This window comes from Arthrobacter sp. CAL618 (assembly GCF_000468215.1).
GTDB lineage: Bacteria > Actinomycetota > Actinomycetes > Actinomycetales > Micrococcaceae > Arthrobacter_D.
Map to the genome: position 1 here is coordinate 1 of NZ_ASZW01000215.1, position 19279 is coordinate 19279.

15 protein-coding genes, 1 tRNA gene and 1 pseudogene are annotated in these 19279 nt (G+C 59.2%); 4 read left to right on the forward strand and 13 right to left on the reverse strand.

Going from position 1 to position 19279, the window contains the following annotated elements:
- The 6 genes from K728_RS0112900 to K728_RS0112925 form a co-directional block, all read right to left on the reverse strand.
- The coding region (locus K728_RS0112900) for a protein kinase domain-containing protein (protein ID WP_024476977.1) at window positions 1-1036 on the reverse strand (1036 nt) is incomplete at its 3' end.
- Window positions 1033-2475, reverse strand: coding sequence for a peptidoglycan D,D-transpeptidase FtsI family protein (locus tag K728_RS0112905; protein WP_019482032.1), 1443 nt, complete (start codon window positions 2473-2475; stop codon window positions 1033-1035). The genes K728_RS0112905 and K728_RS0112900, both read right to left, overlap by 4 nt.
- Window positions 2472-3875, reverse strand: a complete 1404-nt coding sequence (locus K728_RS0112910) for an FtsW/RodA/SpoVE family cell cycle protein (RefSeq protein ID WP_019482031.1) — start codon at window positions 3873-3875, stop codon at window positions 2472-2474. The genes K728_RS0112905 and K728_RS0112910 overlap by 4 nt, the downstream gene beginning before the upstream one ends.
- A complete protein-coding gene (locus K728_RS0112915; RefSeq protein WP_050994848.1) occupies window positions 3872-5380 on the reverse strand; it encodes a PP2C family protein-serine/threonine phosphatase in 1509 nt (502 codons plus the stop codon). The genes K728_RS0112910 and K728_RS0112915 overlap by 4 nt, the downstream gene beginning before the upstream one ends.
- A 14-nt stretch (window positions 5381-5394) precedes the next feature.
- Window positions 5395-5880 (reverse strand): FHA domain-containing protein FhaB/FipA, encoded by a 486-nt coding sequence (locus K728_RS0112920; RefSeq protein ID WP_019482029.1) that lies wholly within the window; start codon window positions 5878-5880, stop codon window positions 5395-5397.
- 2 nt (window positions 5881-5882) lie between these two features.
- On the reverse strand, window positions 5883-6608 hold the full coding sequence (locus K728_RS0112925) for an FhaA domain-containing protein (RefSeq protein ID WP_024476980.1): 726 nt from the start codon (window positions 6606-6608) through the stop codon (window positions 5883-5885).
- A gap of 324 nt (window positions 6609-6932) precedes the next feature.
- Between K728_RS0112925 and K728_RS0112930 the strand changes: the two genes are divergently transcribed.
- A tRNA-Leu gene (locus tag K728_RS0112930) sits at window positions 6933-7015 on the forward strand.
- Window positions 7016-7097: 82 nt separating this feature from the next.
- Here K728_RS0112930 and K728_RS0112935 read toward each other — a convergent pair.
- The 3 genes from K728_RS0112935 to K728_RS0112945 are packed head-to-tail and all read right to left on the reverse strand — an operon-like array spanning window position 7098 to window position 12924.
- Window positions 7098-10517: an error-prone DNA polymerase gene (locus tag K728_RS0112935; protein WP_024476981.1), complete on the reverse strand. Its 3420-nt coding sequence runs from the start codon at window positions 10515-10517 to the stop codon at window positions 7098-7100.
- 35 nt (window positions 10518-10552) lie between these two features.
- A complete protein-coding gene (locus K728_RS0112940; protein WP_024476982.1) occupies window positions 10553-12163 on the reverse strand; it encodes a DNA polymerase Y family protein in 1611 nt (536 codons plus the stop codon).
- On the reverse strand, window positions 12163-12924 hold the full coding sequence (locus tag K728_RS0112945; RefSeq protein ID WP_237742147.1) for a hypothetical protein: 762 nt from the start codon (window positions 12922-12924) through the stop codon (window positions 12163-12165). Before K728_RS0112945 ends, K728_RS0112940 begins: the two co-directional genes overlap by 1 nt.
- A gap of 102 nt (window positions 12925-13026) precedes the next feature.
- On the opposite strand from K728_RS0112945, the gene K728_RS0112950 reads away from it, so the two are divergent.
- The 3 genes and pseudogenes from K728_RS0112950 to K728_RS21980 all read left to right on the forward strand — a co-directional run bounded on the left by K728_RS0112950 (window position 13027) and on the right by K728_RS21980 (window position 14618).
- On the forward strand, window positions 13027-13737 hold the full coding sequence (locus K728_RS0112950; RefSeq protein WP_024476984.1) for an SOS response-associated peptidase: 711 nt from the start codon (window positions 13027-13029) through the stop codon (window positions 13735-13737).
- A gap of 125 nt (window positions 13738-13862) precedes the next feature.
- Window positions 13863-14066, forward strand: a pseudogene (locus tag K728_RS23285) (glycosyltransferase); the annotation flags it as partial.
- Between the two features lie 18 nt (window positions 14067-14084).
- Complete coding sequence (locus K728_RS21980) at window positions 14085-14618, forward strand: glycosyltransferase family 2 protein (protein WP_237742148.1); 534 nt, start codon at window positions 14085-14087, stop codon at window positions 14616-14618.
- A 41-nt stretch (window positions 14619-14659) separates the two neighbouring features.
- On the opposite strand, the gene K728_RS19395 is transcribed toward K728_RS21980, so the two are convergent.
- The 4 genes from K728_RS19395 to K728_RS0112975 are packed head-to-tail and all read right to left on the reverse strand — an operon-like array spanning window position 14660 to window position 19222.
- Window positions 14660-15712: a glycosyltransferase gene (locus tag K728_RS19395; RefSeq protein ID WP_084442892.1), complete on the reverse strand. Its 1053-nt coding sequence runs from the start codon at window positions 15710-15712 to the stop codon at window positions 14660-14662.
- 39 nt (window positions 15713-15751) lie between these two features.
- On the reverse strand, window positions 15752-16861 hold the full coding sequence (locus K728_RS0112965) for a glycosyltransferase (RefSeq protein ID WP_024476987.1): 1110 nt from the start codon (window positions 16859-16861) through the stop codon (window positions 15752-15754).
- 55 nt (window positions 16862-16916) lie between these two features.
- On the reverse strand, window positions 16917-17303 hold the full coding sequence (locus tag K728_RS0112970; RefSeq protein WP_026040977.1) for a DUF5997 family protein: 387 nt from the start codon (window positions 17301-17303) through the stop codon (window positions 16917-16919).
- A 29-nt stretch (window positions 17304-17332) separates the two neighbouring features.
- The gene (locus tag K728_RS0112975; RefSeq protein WP_024476988.1) at window positions 17333-19222 is read right to left on the reverse strand and encodes an FAD-binding monooxygenase; all 1890 of its coding nucleotides are present in this window, start codon (window positions 19220-19222) and stop codon (window positions 17333-17335) included.
- Window positions 19223-19279 lie beyond the last annotated feature (57 nt).

Here is a 19279-nt window from a genome sequence, read left to right on the forward strand (position 1 = left end):
CCGGCTCGCCCCGGTCGATCTCCTCTTCGTGCCATTCGCGGGACGCTGCAACGTCGTCGTTCCCCGCAGCAGCGGCGCCGACCATCGGCATCGACGACGTCGACGTCGGCACTACCGTCGTAGCCGAAGTTTCCGGAGCCGGGACTGGTGCGGTGATCGGTCCGGTGCTGTTGCCGAATAGGAGCATGCCTGGGACCGCGGCTTCAGCAGCACGGATGTCATTCCTGCGGATGGCGGCTACCGCCTGTGCCAGCAACTCGGCATCGGCGGGGCGATCGGCCGGGTCCTTGGCGAGCATCGAGGCTATGAGCGCGCGGACCGGGGTAGGGATGGTTTCGGGGAGTGGCGGTGGGGCGTCATTGACCTGGGCCAGTGCAATAGCGATCTGGGATTCCCCGGAGAACGGACGGCGGCCAGCGAGTAGCTCGTAACCAATCACGCCCAGGGCATAGATGTCGCTGGAGCCGGTGGCAGCCTGGCCTGTGGCCTGTTCAGGGGCAAGGTATTGGGCGGTGCCCATGACCTGTCCGGTGGCGGTCAGTGGAACCTGATCAGCGAGACGGGCGATACCGAAGTCGGTGATTTTGACCCGACCGTCAGGGAGGATCAGCAGGTTGCCGGGCTTTACGTCGCGGTGAACCAAACCCTGACGGTGTGCCACCGACAGCGCCGTGGCAGTCTGGCCAACGATGGACAGCGCCCGGTCCGGTGAGAGGACCTGTTCGCGTTCGATGATGGTGGACAAGGGCTGGCCGGGGACCAACTCCATGACCAGATAGGCCGAGCCGCCTTCCTCGCCGTAGTCGAAGACATTGGCAATGCCATCGTGGTTCAGTAGCGCAGTGTGTCGAGCCTCAGCGCGGAAACGGTCCAGGAAATTAGGGTCACCCGTGTATTCCTCTTTGAGGATCTTGATGGCAACTTCCCGGCCCAGGACCTGGTCCATTGCCTTCCAGACCTCGCCCATTCCGCCAATGGCAATCCGGTCGGTGAGCTTAAACCGTCCGCCTAAGGTGATACCTGATGTAGGTCTCACTTATTCAACACCGCCTCTATCAATTGCCTAGCGCTTGGACTTGTTAGTTGTGCACCCGTCGCTATGTCGACGTTCTGCATCACGATCGATACCACCACCTGCGGGTCGTCCGCTGGTGCGAAACCAGTGAACCAGGCGTTGTCGCCCTGGCCTGAAACCTCGGCCGTGCCGGTTTTACCCGCCACTTCCACCCCTGGAATAGCCGCTGCCCGCGCCGTGCCGTTGTTGACGACGTTGACCATCCAGTCGGTGAGCTGGTTCGCGGAGTCAGCGCTCATTGATTCCCTCAGTACTTCGGGTTCGGATGCGCTGATCCGCTCAAGATCGGGGGCGCGCAGGGCCTTCACCAGATTGGGCTTCATGAGGACCCCGTCATTGGCAATGGCGGCGTTCACCATGGCCATTTGCAGCGGAGTGACCCTCACATCGAACTGGCCGATTGCTGACTGGGCGAGTGCTGGCTGGCTGAGCTCTGCAGGGAACTGGCTTGCGGCAACCTCAACCGGGACGAAGAACTTCTCCCCGAAGCCGAAGTCCTGCGCCTGCTCCAGGACTGTTTCTTCGCCCAATTCCCAGGCAATCTGCGCGAACGGCGTATTACAGGATTGCTCAAGCGCGAATTCCAGGTCAGCAGTTGCCCGGGCAGCGCAGCCTCCGTTGATGAAGTTGGGAAGACCAGCGTCCGTGCCGGGCAGGTCGAGGACCGCCGGGTTGGGTATTTCTGAATCTGCGTCAAAGTCGCCTGACTCAAGTGCCGCGGCTGCTACCACAAGCTTGAAGACCGAACCTGGCGCAACCAGTGACTGCGTGGCTGGGTTGAAATACGGCGACAGTCCGGGAACCGACGAGAGTTCCTCGAGGTTTTCCATCACCACACCCGTGTCATGGCCTGCAAGCAGGTTCGGGTCGTAGGACGGCTTGGAGACCATGGCAAGGACGTTGCCGGTGCCGGGTTCCATGACAACGATCGACCCTTGCTGACCGTCGGGAATCAAATCCCAGGCGAGCTGCTGGATCTCTGGATCGATAGTCAACTCGACCGACGCGCCCTTAACCTGGGCACCGGAGAACAACTGAACAATACGGTCATAGAACAAGTCGTCACTTGCGCCGGAAAGCTCATCGGCCATCACGCTTTCCAACTGGGTGGCACCGTTGGCCAGAGAGTAGAACCCGGTCAGGTGGGCGTAAAGGTTCGGTTCGTTGTAGACCCGCTGATAGTTGAACTCGTCATCGGAGGGGACCGACTCCGCTATCGCCCGCCCGTCCACAAGGATGGATCCACGATTCTTTCCAAAATCCTGGAGGAGTGACCGGTTGTTCCAGTCGTTGTCCGCCAAGGCCTCAGCCTCGAAGAACTGGACGAACGTCAGAGCCCCCAGAACCAAGGTGAACATGGCGAGGGCTACCAGCCATGAGCTTCGTATTGCCTGGTTCACGCGCTGACCTCCTTCGATCCGCTAGTCAAGTTCCCGGTGCGGAAGTCCTGTCGGTCAGGAAAGGAATCCTTCATGGGCCCTGTGACAGCTGGGCGGCGCGCGGACTCGGAAATGAGTAGAAGGATCGCGACGATAATCCAGTTTGCAAGCAGCGATGATCCACCAGCCGACATGAACGGTGTCGTCAGACCGGTAAGTGGGATAAGCCGGGTGACTCCACCCATGACAACGAAGCACTGAAGAGCGATCGTGAAGGACAAACCACAGGCCAGGAGCTTGCCGAATCCGTCCCGGGTGCCCAGAGCCGTGCGGATGCCTCGAGATACCAGCAGCACGAAGAGCATGATGATGCCGAAAAGGCCGATCAGTCCGAGCTCCTCGCCAAGTGCGGCGATGATCATGTCGCTGTTGGCATAGATCACCAGATCGGGACGGCCCTCACCGAGACCTGTCCCAAAGAGTCCACCGTTGGCGAGCCCAAACAGACCTTGGACAACCTGGAAGCTACTCCCCGCCTGGCGGTTGAATACGTCTGGATCAAACGCATTGATCCAGCTATCAATGCGCAGCGAGACGTGGCTGAACAACTGGATTGCAGCGAACCCGCCGGCTGCAATCATCAGCAGGCCGATCAGGACCCAGCTGATTCGACTGGTGGCAACGTAAATCATGACCATGAACAGGCCGAAGAACAGGACGGAGGAGCCGAGATCACGCTGGAAGATCAGGACCCCGATGCTGACCAGCCAGGCCACCACCATGGGGGCGAGGTCTTTGAAGCGGGGAAGCTGCAGCGGCCCCACCTTTTTCCCTGCCAGAAGAATCAGGTCACGGTTGGTGGAAAGATACCCAGCGAAGAAGATGGCGAGCGTAATCTTGGCGATCTCTCCGGGTTGGAAGGTTCCAAACCCAACGTTGATCCAGATCCGCGCACCATTGATTTCAAGTCCGAGCGGTGACAGGGGCAGCAGCAGAAGGACCGCACTCGCGATCAACGAAATGTAGGTGAAGCGCCGAAGCATCCGGTGGTCTTTGAACACCAATAACACGGCGATAGATGCGGCCATGGCGACTGAAGTCCATAAAAACTGGCTCTCAGCGACGGTGGTGTCATTGGCAAGGTCAATCCGGTAGATCATGGCCAGACCGATGCCGTTCAAGGCAATCACGATCGGAAGTATTACCGGATCGGCATATTTAGCCCTGAATCGCAGAACAATGTGAAAGGCGAGGGCCAGTGCCGCGAGGATGCCGCTCTGGGTCCAGAAGGCGGAGTCCAGCGGGTTTTCTTTATCGAGGCCGACAATAAGGTTGGCGCTGATTGCCACCCCGAGGGCGATCACGAGTAGCAGCGCTTCCACGTTACGGCGTGACTTTGAAACGGTAAGGACGTCGCTCATGATGACTCGTCTCGGCAACCCTGGGCATCACCGGGGGCGGCTTGGGCGCTGCTCTCGGGACTGGGGCTGCTGGTTGGTTCTGCTGCGGGGTCGGCGGAACCCGAGGGTGAGGCGGACGGCGATGGGGACGGCGACGGGGTCTCATTCCCTGGCGGGCAGGCGACGGCACGCAGGTCGCCGCGCAGATCCTCGACAATACGCTGGGCATGTTCAAGGTCGGTGGCAGGTAGCGAACTTTCTACCCGGGCGCGCTGGTATTCGGGAAGGTTGGATACCGGAATGTCAGTGGTTTGATCGAGGTGACTTAGTGTCACCGGCCCGATCGTCTGGGAGACACCGTTGAAGATTGCCACGTTGTCCTCGTACTCGGCGACGTAGTAGCGAGTCTGGGTCCAGGCGTATCCGAACCACAGCACCGCAACGAGAATGAGTGCCATCAGCCCCAGAAACGCGGGGATCAACCATCGTTTCCGGGCACTGGCAGGTTCCTCGGCGTCGGCGTCGTTGTCGTACAACTCGGCATCGAGTGCAGCTTTATGGGTAAGCATCATCGCGGCCCGGCGTTCGGTGGTCCGTTGCGTAACGATCGGGATTTGACCGGTCTCGGTTGCTAGCGCCGCAGAGCCGACCAGCATATGCGGTCGGGAAGAAAGGTCCTGTCGGATAACGTCGGCGCGGATAGCGCTCCCCGGCAGCTGATCGCCGGTTGGCTTGTCGTCGCCTTTTTCGCCGGCCGCCTCTTTGGCAGGCGGCAGGGTTGTCAGGGCGGCCGTCCGTAGGTCCTCGGGGGTCGCCTCGGCTATTTCGACGACCGCAATGGTCACGTTGTCCGGGGACCCACCGGCCAGTGTCAGATCGACGAGGGTGTCGACGGTGGCCCGTAGGTCTGGGGTTTCACGCACGATGCGCTCGATAAGCTCATCGCCGAGGACGGCGTTCAGTCCATCGGAGCAGAGGAGCCAGCGTTCTCCAGCGGCGACTTCGAAGGAATCAAGATCGAGTTCAGGGCTGGCGTCGACGTCGCCGAGGACCCGCATCAGCACGTTTTTGTGCGGGTGGACATCGGCTTCTTCTGGCTTCAACCGGCCTTCATCAATGAGCCGTTGCACGAACGTGTGATCGACGCTGATCTGCTCAAAGACGTCGTTCTTGAGCCGGTAGGCCCGGGAGTCGCCAATGTGCGCGAATTCGAGTCTATTTCCATTCAATAGGAGGGCAGTAACGGTGGTGCCCATCCCTACCAGCTGTGGGTTGGCGTTCACCAGTTCGGACAGCAGGGTGTTTGCGGTCTGAATCTCATCGGCTAGCTGGTTGGCGGCATCACCGTCGTCGTAATCTTTCCGGTCCAGATGAACCAGATCCAGCACTGTCGAGGCGGAAGCAACGTTCCCACCCGCGTGGCCGCCCATACCGTCGGCGACAACGGCCAGATAGCGACCCACGTAGGCAGAATCATCATTCTTGACGCGGACCATCCCTACGTCTGAACGGGCCGCGAAACGCATGATGTAGGCCAACGCTATGACCTCAATTCGATGACCGTCTTACCGATCCGGACGGGAACACCCAGATCAACCGGCAACGCGCGGGTCAGCTGACTGCCTGCAAGGAACGTGCCGTTGGTGGACCCGAGGTCCTCAATGAACCAGCGGCTTCCCTGGGGAAAGAGACGCGCGTGTCGGCCAGAGGCGTAATCGTCCTCAAGCACGAGGGTTGCTTCCTGGGCCCGGCCCAGCAGGATGGGGCTGGACGCGAGATCCAGTGTGGTGCCCTTCAGAGGCCCTTCGGTGACCACGAGGGTGCGTGCGGTAACGCGCGCTGGTGCCTCCTCGACGAGTTCGGGGTGCTTTCGCGCTTGACGGGCAGAAGGAGTCCCCAGCCGGTTTTTACTACCGACCACCAGGTCTCGGCGCAGGGCGCTCACCACACTAATTACCAGGATCCAGATCAGGATCAGGAAGCCATACCGCAGCACGGTGAGAGTCAGTTCGCTCAGGTCACTCATTCCTAGCGGCCGCCGTTCGGTTGCGAGATGAGTCGAAAGGTCATGCGGGTGCGGCCCATGGTGATGATCGACCCGTCAGTGAGGTCGATTTGGCCCTGGACGCGTTGACCGTTCACGTAGCTGCCGTTGGTGGATCCGAGGTCCACTGCCTGGGTGGTGCCACCCTGTGTGCGAATTTCGAGGTGTTTCCGTGACACTCCGGTGTCATCGACGAGGATGTCAGCCTCGGATGAGCGACCGAGAATGATTGACCCTGCATTGAGTGAATAGCGCTGACCGTCCAGGTCCAGCACAGGTTGCACCCGGGTTGATTGGCGGATGGGCGGGTTGGGGGTTGCGGACCGTTTGGGACCAGCTTGTTTCTCGGTTGAGGAATCAATCTCGAAGACCCCAGCCTTGAGCTCTTCATCCCTGGTGAATGAGACTTTGACGGGACCTCGAAGTGTGTAGCTCTGGCTATTGACGTGTTTGATCACCACGTCGCATAGCTCTTCAGCAAGCGTCGATCCCCATTCCTGGGCCAAGACGAAGTCTGAGTCTGACAGCCGCGCTGTGAAGACATTCGGGGCCAGGGTCCTGCCCTCGGCGAGGGTGATGGACTTGTTGTCCAATTCGCGACGCAGGGCGCTAGCAATTTCGACGGGCTGAACCTGGGACCGGGATCCGGTTGAGAAGGCGCCGCGGACAATCTTCTCCAATCCGCGTTCCACGTTGTCCAAAATACCCACTTGTTGCCTCCTCACCCTTCGATTGAATAGTTTGTCGGTACAGCGATCCACGGCCTTTGTCGGGTGCGAAGGCATGGTCAACGTACGACGCGATCAGTTCGATACTACTGGGGACCTCTCTAAAAGGCCTTAATCACGTGCCCGGATAGACCACTAAGTGATAACGATTCCTCGGGCCGTAGTGGCGTAGTTGCTTGATGTATCGGCTCTGGGCAGAGGGATCAGGCGGGGCGTTTAGGTGATTTCAGTGATGCTCCGTTATGCTTATTTCTGCTGTTCTCGAAGGTCTTCGACTGGTTTGTTGAAGTGTTTTGGAGTGGTTGCGCGCGAGTGGCGGAACGGCAGACGCGCTGGCTTCAGGTGCCAGTATCCGAAAGGGTGTGGGGGTTCAAATCCCCCCTCGCGCACGGTTTAGACCCCCGGTTATCCGGGGGTCTTTCTCGTTAACGAGAAGTTGTGGGAGTAGTTCCGGGTTCTCGGGGACGGCAGCTACTGAAAGTCTCGCGACTTTGTGGTCGCCTTCATTGTCAACACCTCAAACTTGTCAGCCACAATATTGACTATTCCTTCCGTGGAGCGCTCCAGCATGCCCCGGACCAGGACACCGCTTGCTTCCCGGGCAATGCGCCGGTATCGCTGCCACACCCCCACAGAGCAGATGACGTTCACCAGCCCTGTTTCATCTTCCAGATTCATGAAGGTGATTCCGCTTGCCGTGGCGGGTCGCTGCCGGTGAGTAACCACACCACCAACCTCCACCCTGCGTCCTGGCTCAGCCTGCAGCAGGTCAGCTGCAGTCAAAACACCGCGTTTGACCAGAGTTGCTCTGATGTGACGAACCGGGTGATCGTCGGGTGTGATGCCAGTTGACCAGAGGTCTGAGGCTACCCGGTCTGCAGCAGTGAGGTCGGGGAATAGCGGTGGCTGGATGTAGACAGTGGTGCCTTTCAGTTGGCCCGCTCGCTCAGTGGCTGCCGGGCCGGCATTCCAAAGAGCCTCCCGCTCTGTTAGCCCCATTGATTCGAAGGCTCCAGCAGCTGCCAGGGACTCAAGTTGGCTGGAGTTGAGTTCAGTGCGCCGTGCCAGATCTGCCATATCCGCATAGACGCCATTGGCGATGCGCTCGGAAACAATTTGTTCTGCAACACGAGTCCCAATTGACTGGACGCTGTCCAGACCCAGCCGGACTGCGAAGTGGGCATCCCTTCGGTGCAGTGTCGAATCAAAGGGGATGGACCTGTCAAAAGGACCTACGGGGGGCTGATTCTGGTGGCAGCAGGAATCCATGCCTGTAGCTTGTCCGGTGGAGGAGTTCGCAGGTCCAGTGAGAGGCTCAAGATCCGCGTGAATTCCTGAAAGCAGCAGATCCGGCCGGTGTACCTTCACCCCGTGACGGCGGGCATCGGCAACAAGGGTCTGCGGTGAGTAGAAGCCCATAGGCTGGGCCCGCAACAATGAGGCAAGGAATGCCCCGGGATAGTGAAGTCTCAGCCAGGCACTGACGTAGACCAGTAAGGCGAAGCTGATGGAGTGGCTCTCAGCGAAACCGAAATTAGCGAAGGCCTGGATCTTGAGGTAAATCGAATCGGCTGTCTCTCCGGTGATGCCGTTTGATGCCATCCCCGCGTACAGCTTGTCCCGCAACGTATCAATGCGTTCAAGACCACGTTTGGACCCCATCGCCCGGCGCAACTGATCAGCATCTGCTCCGGAGCAATTCCCCACCACCACTGCCATCTGCATGAGCTGTTCCTGAAACAGGGGTACCCCAAGGGTCCTTTCCAACACCGGTTCCAGTTTGGGGTGGAGGTAGGTGACCGGCTCTTCCCCCAGTTTGCGTTTAATGAAGGGGTGTACAGCGCCACCCTGAATGGGGCCGGGCCGGACCAGGGCTACTTCTATCACCAGGTCATAAAACCTTCGGGGTTGCAGACGGGGGAGCATCCCCATTTGAGCTCGGCTTTCCACCTGGAACACCCCAATGGAATCGGCGAAGCAAAGCATGTCGTAGACGCCCTGCTCCTCCTTTGGAATGGTGTGCAGATCCCAGGACTCACCAAAGTGTTTCTCCGCGAGGTCGAAGTTGTATTGGATGGCTGCAAGGATGCCCAGCCCCAACAAGTCGAACTTCACCAATCCCATCCAGGCGCAATCGTCCTTGTCCCACTGCAGGACAGTGCGGTCTTCCATTCGTCCATGTTCAATGGGACAGACTTCGCCTACCGGCCGATCGGTAAGCACCATCCCGCCGGAATGAATCCCAAGATGTCGAGGAAACTTGAGGACACTCTGGGCAAGGTGAACGACTGCTTCCGGGATGTCATGATCGTCACTGGACACGAGGCCACCCCAACGTTCAATCTGCTTGGACCAGGCATCCTGCTGTCCTGGGCTGTGGCCGAGGGCCTTGGCCATGTCACGAACAGCAAATTTTGGCCGGTAGGTGATCACATTGGCCACCTGGGCGGCATTGAATCGTCCGTATTTGTTGTACACATACTGGATGACTTCCTCCCGGCGATCGGAATCGAAGTCGACGTCAATGTCCGGTTCCTCGTCCCGCATGCTGGAGAGAAAACGTTCAAATGGCAGGTTGTACAGAATCGAATCAACTGCTGTGATCTCCAGCAGATAGCAGACTGCGGAGTTCGCTGCCGAACCGCGGCCCTGACAGAGGATGCCTTTGCTCCGCGCAAAGTGAACCAGGTCGTGAACAATCAGGAAGTAGCCCGGGAAATTCTTGCTCTCAATAACCTCCAGTTCCTTTTCGATCCGCTCCACCACGTCACGCCGGCCTGGATAAAACTTGTCTGCACCTTGCCACACCAGTTTCCGCAAATAGCTCATCTGGGTGTGACCGTCGGGGAGGGCAAGATTAGGCAAACCCGGTTTGACGCTCCGCAACCTGAACGCCAGATCATCGGCGAGGTCCACAGTCCGTTCGATAGCACCGGGATAGGCAGCGAACCTGGCAGCCATTTCAGCCCCACTACGAAGATGAGCTGAACCTGCCGCGGGTAACCAACCATCCATTTCATCAAGGCTTCTCCTGGCGCGCACCGCAGCCAGAGCCGTAGCTAGCCGATGCTGTTCAGGTGAGGCATAGTGCACGTTGTTGGTGGCAATGACTGGGAGTTTCAACCCTGATGCCACTGACGCCAACGCATCGTTGATCGAACTATCCAGTGGGTTTCCCTGATCCGAGAGTTCAACGACAACGTTGTCCTTGCCAAACAGTTCAACCAACTGCCCGACGGCGTCTCTGGCCCCTCGCTCTCCATTGCGCACCAATGCTTGACGGACTGACCCTTTACGGCAGCCGGTGAGAATCAGCCAATTTCCTGACGCCTGTTCGGCCAGCCTTTCAAGGTTGTAGCGGGGCTTGCCTTTCTCGGCTCCTTCAGCCAATTGCGCTGCAGTGATGGCACCAGCCAACGTCCGGTATCCCTCGGTTCCGCGGGCCAGAATCAACAGATGGCTACCCTCGGGATCCGGTTCGCCATTTTGTGGTTTGGAAAGGTCCAAGGAGAGTTCAGTGCCATAGACAGTGCTCAATTGCGGGAACTTTTCTGCAGCTTCAGCGAGACGCACCACCCCGTACAATCCATCGTGATCGGTCAGTGCCAGTCCGTTCAGGCGCAACCGGTTGGCTTCCTCGACCAGTTGTTCCGGGCTGGAGGCACCATCCAGAAAACTGAAGTTCGAGTGGACATGCAGTTCCGCGTAGGGAACCAGCGGACCACCTGGTTCGGGGGGCGTCGTGGTAGGCAAACGGTATGGCTGCCGTTTCGGTGACCATGCGGGACTATCACCACCATCAGCTCCAACAGGTGGTGCACCGGGCCTGCTTCGATCGGAGAGGGTCCGCTCAAATTCTGACCACGAGATCGGGGGGTTACTCCACCCCACAGTGGCCTCCCGTTTTCCATAAGGTGATGGCTGCTCTAGTCATAGCTGGCTTCTGCCCACCACTGGTGGTCTTCCAGGAGTAATAGCCAGGCAGCACCCGTCTCATCCACCAGTTGAAAACGGTTGAGAGCCCGCCCTGAGGAGTCCCACCACCGTTCGTTGATGGGCCATGGTCCGGCCCAGTGATGTACCAGGCGCTGCTTGGCGGGTGAACCTGGTGGTGTGAATTGCGCTGGCGCACGGGTGAGCATTCCTCGAGTGTCAACGTCAACGCTGTGACCACTATCGTCGATCACACGCACTTCACGAGGGGAGTCAAAGACTGTAGCTGGTGCTGGTCCGGGCAACTTGCCGGGCCAGGGCAACTGCCGGGCAGCCCTCACCGCTACTGGATTGCTGCCTGAAGAATCCCCCCACGGAATGAGCACTCTGCGATCTTTGAGCATTCGGCCACCAGCAATCATCGCTGTCAGTACGGCTCCATGACCCAACATGCCTTGGACGCGGGCCAACCCGTTGTGGACGCCTTCGTCAGGTCCGGTACCCCACAGGCCATCAGCATGGTCGCCTAGATCCTCGACAGTGTCAGGAATGGTTTGCACTCGGGTGATACCTGATTGAAGACCATGCTCAATCAGTCCGCCACCCTGCAGCTGCCACCTAACCCGATCAAGAATGTCATCGGCATCGAACCATCGTGGATGACGCCACAACCGGTCTGAAACTTCACCGGATTCAGAGTGCAACACCACCCTGACCACTGTGCAAACCAGGCCGGAATCACGCAACCGGTCCACGAATCGGTCCGCGGAGGTGCGGAAAGCAAACGCCAACTGATCAATTCGTACCAAGGCTGGTTCGAAGTCAACAAGGACGTCCAGTTCCGGTGGTGGCTTACGAACCACCACTGAGTGATGATCAAGTCCGCTGGCCTTCCGATGGGCGATTGCACCTTCAACGCCGAACCGGTTCCTAACGTTTCCAGCAGCAAGCGCTGAAAAGTCACCGAGTGTCTTGATTCCCAATCGTCGCAACAAAACTGCGAGTTTTGGTTCGGCCAACACTTCCAGCGGAAAAGAGCTCAAAAACTGGGCTGATTCGCCAGGTGGAACAACCCAGATGGCGTCCTGTTCAGCGCCCTCCAACACCTCAGTGGCACGGGCTGCATGCTCTGCAGCGAACGGTGAATCAGCAACACCGATCCTGGCGTTGGTTAGTCCAAGGGTCGAGAGAGTGGAGAGCAGAACCGATGCCGCTGCGGTTTCACCGCCGTAATACCGGCTCGGCCCCTGTGCAGGGATGGCGCATAAACCAGGGCGTAACAGTTGAACTCCGGGCATAATCTTTTCAATTGCTGAGACCACAGGTTCAAAAACCCGTTCATCGAGGGCAGGGTCATATTGCTCAACGAGGAGGTCAGCACACCGTGCCTGAGCCTCACGGACCCTGAGCCTGCGTTTTACACCTTCAGACCGCGCCGCTGGTGAACAGGCATAGACCTCACCTTTATCGACCAGGGCTAGTGATGCATCGATAGGGAGGTTCAGCTCGCGCAGGGCAGCAGCGATGGGCCAGTCGGGGCACCAGAGCATCATGATCCTGGTGGCACCCTGCTTGAGTGTTTGAGAGGGTGTTTGCAGCTTCATCAAGCGCCAACCACCTGGGGGACGAAGCGCTGATCAATAGTCCTGCTGTCAGCAGTATTGAGTTGAGGCCAGGTGCGTTGCTGAAGTTCAGTGAGTGAAAGTTCAGAGCTCCGTGACCGACCGTTGTTCCCTTTGGCAGTGACTTTCAACCTGCGGGTTTGCAAATGACCTGATCCGGTTCCCAACCCGCCCCACTGATTGTCGGAGACACTGAGTACCGCCTCACTCTGTGGCCAGGCTCCGATGGTAATGAGCGCTGCTCCCCGTTGCCTTAACCGTGCCCGCAGCCGAGCAGCATCGGTGCTGGTAATAGTTGCCGGCGCGGTGGTCAAAATGATTGACACCACATCCACCATTGCCGCAGTCACAGTGAGCCACTGGCCGTCGAGGTGGGGGATAAGAATAAGACGGTCTAGATCAATGCCCAGATTTGCTGCAGCTTCTACATTGAAATCAGGGATACCTATCACGCTGCACCACGCGCCTGAACCCGAGGGGCCAGCAAGCAATGCCATTGCCAGCGTGGTGGAGTTCTCAACCGAGTAAGCCGCTCCCGCCATCAATCCTCCACCGGGAAGGATCCGTCCCAGAGCGGGAATGGTGGGTAAACGCCGTGAGCCCAACCGGCTTCCCTGCATCTGATTGATCTTTTCCTGCAACCCCGACTCGCTGCGCAGCTGACCAGCAAGTTCAGGTACCAGCAGGTCCTGATCCAGGGTGGTGCCCGGGGACATCCGGGGGCTTATTGCTAGTGCAGTCACCCCTTAATATTCGAAGATATGTTCGATTAAGTCAATCGGTTGTTTTGCTACTCAGGCACCCCGGGAATGAGGTTTGAAGCTACCCCGGAGTACCCTATCCTCATGTGCGGACGTTTTGTGGTGGCGGGATCTGACCGGGACCTGATAGACCTATTTGACGTTGATTTCGTGGATAAGGATCTACCTGAGCCTTCCTACAATGTGGCGCCCACTGACACCGTGAGACTTCTCATGGAACGACTCGACGACACAGGTGAAACACCCACTAGGCGGCTCACCACAGCACGGTGGGGGCTGGTACCTTCCTGGATGAAAGACCCCAAAAAAGGTCCCCCCTTGATCAATGCCCGGGCCGAGACCATCCTTGAAAAACCATCCTTCCGCACCGCTGCCTCCCGGCGCAGGGGCATCGTGATGGCCAACGGGTATTACGAGTGGGAGAAGGGTCCCGAGGGTAAAATTCCCACCTACCTCCACGGCCAAACCAGCGACATGCTAGCTTTCGCCGCCTTATACGAATACTGGCCGGATCCAACCCTTCCCGAGGACCATCAGGACAAGTGGTTGCGCAGTTGCACCATTATCACCACGACCGCCAGCGACACCCTCGGTCATATTCATGACCGGACACCACTCATCCTTCCAGCAGACCTGTATTCAGACTGGCTTAACTCAAAAATGACCGGTAGTTCCGACGTGCAGGCACTGATTGACGCCATTCCGGAACCGAAACTTGTCCCCCGGGTAGTTGGCAACGCCGTCGGATCGGTCCGCAACAATGGGCCCCAACTAATCGAACCAGTTGCCTCTTGAGAACTACATCTACCCGGGACTTTTCGGTCCTCGTGATCAGCGCCAACCGCGATAAACATCTCGCGAACCTTGTGATTGGGTTGAATCGTTCAACCCGTACGCCTGCAGAGCTGGTCGTTGTGTATATGGGTCAGCCCAACCCCACTCCACTGGACACAGCAATCCCATTACGTCTGGTTCATCTTCCGGCATCCGGGTCTGGGACTTTGAACCTTGCGGCTGCACGGAATGCCGCCGCTGCAGCGGCTTCCACTGATACTTTGGTTTTTCTGGATGTTGACTGCATACCTGCCACCAGGCTCTGTGAAACCTTGATGCGGGACCTCGATAGTTTGGGTGGTCTGGTGATGGCCCAACCCCGCTATCTAAGCGAGGCCGGGTTTCCGATGGATGACTGCGACGCCGGACTAATGCGTGCCTCGATCCCGCACCATGCCCGCACCATGTTGGCACCCGCTAATGGCGAGCCCCCCGCCGCAACTGAGAAGTATGAGCTGTTTTGGTCTCTGGGTTTCGCGGTAGCGGCCGACGATTTCACCCTGATAGGCGGGTTTGATGAATCCTTCACTGGGTACGGCGGGGAAGACACCGACTTTTCCTTCACTGCCCGTGAGAGGGGGGTCATCCTTTCCTTCTCAGCCGCCACCATGTTCCACCAGCATCATGGGGTCACCAGCCCACCCCTGCAGCACTTCACTGACATAGTTGCCAATAGCCTGGTGTTTCACCACAAATGGGGACTGTGGCCAATGACCGGATGGCTGTCGGCCTTTGCGGCCGCCGGGTACATCGGCTGGACTGCCGATGCTGAGGGAATCGATGTACTGAAGCACCCCACTGACGACGACGTTGCTGCCGCTCGCGTGAATGCGCCCTACTAGATACCATCCGATCCAGAACCTGCCGAGTCTGACCCAGTCAACTAAGAGCCGGCTCCCGACGCTTTCGACACCAGATCCAACAACCCCACCTTGAAACTCTCCTGGCTGACGAACAAGGCCTTCCGCAGGGCGTTCGCATCCGATGCCTCCGCCTGGCGGAGGAGATCTGGCCAGCTGACATCCGACCAGCTCTCAGCCATTGGAATCCCCGCTGTGATGGCCAACGCCCGCGCAAAGGCGGCCTGCTCACCGAACGGTCTTTCCTCCGGCACCAGGATGGTGGGGCGACCAGCTGCGGCCGCCGCTGCAACGGCGTGGTACCCCGCGGAGGTGATGATGATGTCTGCGGCGGCGAGTTCCTGGGCGGGATCCTTCAGAACGCCAAGCAGGCGAACATTGGGCGGCAGCTCAATGCTCCCGGTGCTCAGCCCTGCCACGTTCCATTGCCAGGAGGGGCAGGATCGAGCGGCCTGGACAAGATCACCGAGATTTACACCGTTGCCACCCAGACTGGTCTGCACAGTGATGATCCTGCCGCCTGGCTTTGCCGAATCTGTCTCAGCGCCGCCGGTAGGTGAAAGCATCCCCAGATACTGGGTCCGATGCCCAAATGCCTCGAGATAGGAGGATTCCTCAAGGCGTCGGGGGTAGTAGGCAACCAGCTCAGAAGCTGACGCATAGGCCAGCTCATGCACCGCATCGGAGCGATCCCCGGGCATGCGCCGGTAGATGACGGGATACCCACAGAGCCGGGCGAAGATTGCCGCCTCGGCCGAAACATCAATAATGATTACCTGCGGATCAAAGTCTCGCCATGCAGCATGCAGCTCGGCGAATCGGTGCCTGATCGCTGAATTGATGGGCGTGTAATGCAGAAATGGTTCCTCGGGTGTCGGGTATGGCTCGCCGTCGGGCCCGGTGTCAGTCGTGAGCTGGGCAAACCGGGTATGCGGAATTGTCCTGAGTCCGGCGGGTTCGGTGGATCCAGTGACCAACAGATCGACAACCTCCAAGCGCGCGATGTTCAGGGCGTGGCGCAGGTGTCCCGAACCGTGGTGGTGGGTGTAGTAGGCCACGCGGGGGAGAGTCGTCATGGGGACAATACGGGGGACGACACGGGGGACAACACTGGCCTAGGATGCCAGCATCTCGGAGTCGGAGAGTATGTCCTGATTCACCAGTTCACCGAGGTGTTGCTCGTAGTTGGCAATCATCACGCCGGCTGCAAACCGTGCCGCAGAAGCCCGAACCGCGGTGCTGTCCGCTCTGCGCGCCTGTTCAATTGCCAAGGCAAGGTCTGCAGCAGAGAACCCGCCTGCCACTACTCCGCCGCGCTGGTCAATAATCTCAGCCATCGCACCGCAGGGAAGCGCCGCCACTGGCGTGCCGCATGCCATGGCTTCGACTGTGGTTAGCCCGAACGGTTCCGCCCACAACGGTGAAGCAATAAAGACGGTCCCGGAGCTGAGGAAAGACGCCAGCTGGCCATGGTTCAGGTGACCTACGTGCTGAACTGATTCGCTCAGGAACGGCGCAATGGTTCGGGTGAAGTAGTCCTGATCACTAATGGGTCCGGCAAAGCGGATCCGCATTCCGGCGAGGGATGCGGCCTCGATCGCAACGTGCAACCCTTTTTCGGGGGTAATCCTGCCGGCCCAGACTGCCGTGTTGGAACGCCGGCGGGTCAGTACTCCTGCATGCCATTCATCGAGCCGGATCCCGTTGTGAACAATGCTGATGTCGTCGAGGTGGTTCCGCCACTGCCGTGCATTGGCCGCTGAAACGCTGACAAACCGTTGCCGAGGTGAGGGACGGTAGCCGGATGCCTCGAAGACGGCAGTCACCCGCGGTAGCGGAGGGGTATGGAGAATGGTCAACATGGGGGCTGTGGGCGGATCAGCATGCGGTAGCGGGCTGAGGGAGTTGTTGATGACGACGTCGAAATTGCCTTCGTCAATCAGGTTCAGGGTGGTGTTGTGAGCATCATCCAGGTGGCGTGTCTGCGCGTCACGGGCTGGGCCCTCGGGATGCTTGGCGAAGTGGAACCCGGCGTCAAGCACGGGCACCACGGTGCCTGTGGTGTGGCTGCCACCCTTGGCGAAAAGAGTGACCGAGTGTCCACGAGCCGTGAGTTCTTCAGTCAACAGCGCAGTATGCATTTCCAGTCCACCCGGAAATGGGCTGGCAATGGGGTGGTGCAGGTGGGCCATCACGGCAATGTTGAGCGGTTGTGCATGAAGCATAATAGTAAGTATGCTTCATTCCCGCGAAAAGTCGACACGGACAAGCTGGTTTAGCCTACTGGTCGGCCTTCTCGGCATGCAGATTCTTGGTGATCAGATCCTGTTTGCGGACTGCCGCATGGGTCGAGCGTTCAGCTACCAACCAGGCCGGGGGCTCCTGTAGCAGCGCGGTGATGTCCGGCGTCGTAAGCGGTTCGGTTACCCCACCACGAGCCAGACCGCTGATGGAAATGCCCAATTTCTGAGCTACCACTGGGCGGGGGTGCGGTCCGTTGCGGCGGAGCTCCGCGAGCCATTCCGGCGGATTCTGCTGCAGTTCGTTGAACTCCGCACGGGTAACGTCGTTGTCCTGGAACTCTTGAGGAGAGGCTGGCAGGTAGATTCCCAGTTTCTTGGCCGCTGTGGCGGGTTTCATGGTCTGGGGGCTTTTTGCGGGGGTCATTCCTTAACCCTAGCTGCCCCCGCCGACCGTCAACCGCGTCTGGTGCGCATTTTTGCAAAGAACCCGGCAAGCTCTGCAGTCGCGGTCAGTGGCAGCACCTGAGCTACATACTGATCCGGGCGAACGACGACGACGACGCCGTCCCGGCTTACGCCCCGCAGGTCGAAGATATCCTCGGCCGGGTTAACGCCGAAGACCTTTTCCAGATAGTTGAGCTTGAAGGGTCCAACCTGTGGTTTGAACACCGCAGGAACGGCGGTGATGTCCAGGCTTTGGTGATCTTGCTGGTAGATCACCCTGACATCGAACCACGCGTCCTGGTCAGCACCCACGGGAGTTGCAGCGAGGGGTGACTCTGGTGAATTGGCGAGCCATTCCGCGAAGGTGGCCACCTTCGATGGTGCACCTGGCAGCGGTTCATCAGCGAAAACGTAGACGCGCCAACGTCCGTCGGCCGTCGCCTGGTGGCCCAGGTGAAGCAGATTGGTGTCGCAAACGCGGGCGACCTGCGCGGACTTGAACCGTTTGCCGATGGGGAACCCGGTGGCGAGTTCCTGATGGGTGGCCTGGCCGACGATGATGGATGGCTGGTACTCGGTCATGAATCCGGCGGGAAATTCCATGGTGCTGGTGTAAAAGTTTTCGAGTTCCGTGGGGTCCTCAAAGTCTTCTGGTTTTTTGGCCATCAACGAAGACCACTGCTTGTCGAAGTCAATCAGGTTCTTGGCTACTACCTGGCGTTCGGCGGAATAGGTGGAGAGCAGGCTCTCAGCACTGCGGCCCTCCAGGACATGTCCGAGTTTCCAGGCGATATTGAATCCGTCCTGCATCGAGACGTTCATTCCCTGGCCCGCCTTGGCGCTGTGGGTGTGGCAGGCGTCCCCGGTGATGAAGACCCGGGGTGTTCGGGTGCCGACCTCCTCGGGGAGGACGTCGTCGAAGCGGTCCGTCAGGCGGTGGCCGACTTCATAGACGCTATGCCAGGCGACGTTGCGGACGTCGAGGGTGTAAGGGTGGAGGATCGCGTTGGCCTTCTCGATGATTTCAGCAATCGTGGTGCTGCGGATTTCCCCTTTGGTGTGCGTATCGACATCACCCAGATCCACATACATGCGGAAGAGGTGACCACCCTCGCGGGGAATGAGGAGGATACTCCCGCCAGTACCGGACTGAATGGCGCACTTCAGCCGAATGTCTGGGAAGTCGGTGACGGCAAGAACGTCCATGACCCCCCACGCGTGATTCGCCGCGTCGCCGGCGAGCGTGCAGCCGATGGCGCTGCGGACCTTGCTCCGGGCACCATCGGCGCCAATCACGTACTTGGCCCTGACCGACCGCTGCGTTCCTTCGAGCGGTCCAGCGGTATGGGCGAGGGTGACAGCAACGGGATATTCGCCCTCGTTGGCAACATCGAGCCCGATGAAGTCCAGGCCGTAGTCAGGCTTCATCCGGGTAGGGGAGTTTGCCATGAACTCGGCAAAATAATCGAGGACGCGCGCCTGATTGACGATCAGGTGCGGAAATTCGCTGACCCCTGCCGGGTCATCGAGAGGGCGGGCGGTCCGGACAATCCGGGCGGGATCTGCGGGGTCCGGTTTCCAGAATGCCATCTCGGTGATCCGGTATGCCTCGGCGGTAATACGCTCGGCGAAACCAAACGCCTGGAACGTCTCAACACTTCGGGCCTGGATGCCATCTGCCTGACCAATCGCTAGCCGTCCGGGACGGCGCTCCACAATGCGCGTAGTGATCTCCGGGAACTGGGAGAGCTGGGCGGCCGCGAGCATTCCGGCTGGGCCGCTGCCGACAATCAGGACGTCAACCTCGTCGGGCAGTTCGTCCGGCCGATCGATACCGACGCCGGACGCTACCTGGACGCGGGGGTCACCTGATACGTAGCCGTGATGGTGAAAATGCACGGTCTTCCTCGCTCACTTCGTTGTGAAAGTTCTTTATTTGAACACGTAATCCGATAA

Bases quoted from the DNA above. Each gene is read 5' to 3' on its own strand.
- K728_RS0112915 (WP_050994848.1), bottom strand. From the start codon at position 5,380: ATGCGTTTCGCGGCCCGTTCAGACGTAGGGATGGTCCGCGTCAAGAAT.
- K728_RS0112965 (WP_024476987.1), bottom strand. From the start codon at position 16,861: ATGCTTCATGCACAACCGCTCAACATTGCCGTGATGGCCCACCTGCAC.
- K728_RS0112950 (WP_024476984.1), top strand. From the start codon at position 13,027: ATGTGCGGACGTTTTGTGGTGGCGGGATCTGACCGGGACCTGATAGAC.
- K728_RS21980 (WP_237742148.1), top strand. From the start codon at position 14,085: ATGGCCCAACCCCGCTATCTAAGCGAGGCCGGGTTTCCGATGGATGAC.
- K728_RS0112910 (WP_019482031.1), bottom strand. From the start codon at position 3,875: ATGAGCGACGTCCTTACCGTTTCAAAGTCACGCCGTAACGTGGAAGCG.
- K728_RS0112920 (WP_019482029.1), bottom strand. From the start codon at position 5,880: ATGAGTGACCTGAGCGAACTGACTCTCACCGTGCTGCGGTATGGCTTC.
- K728_RS19395 (WP_084442892.1), bottom strand. From the start codon at position 15,712: ATGACGACTCTCCCCCGCGTGGCCTACTACACCCACCACCACGGTTCG.
- K728_RS0112940 (WP_024476982.1), bottom strand. From the start codon at position 12,163: ATGAAGCTGCAAACACCCTCTCAAACACTCAAGCAGGGTGCCACCAGG.
- K728_RS0112970 (WP_026040977.1), bottom strand. From the start codon at position 17,303: ATGACCCCCGCAAAAAGCCCCCAGACCATGAAACCCGCCACAGCGGCC.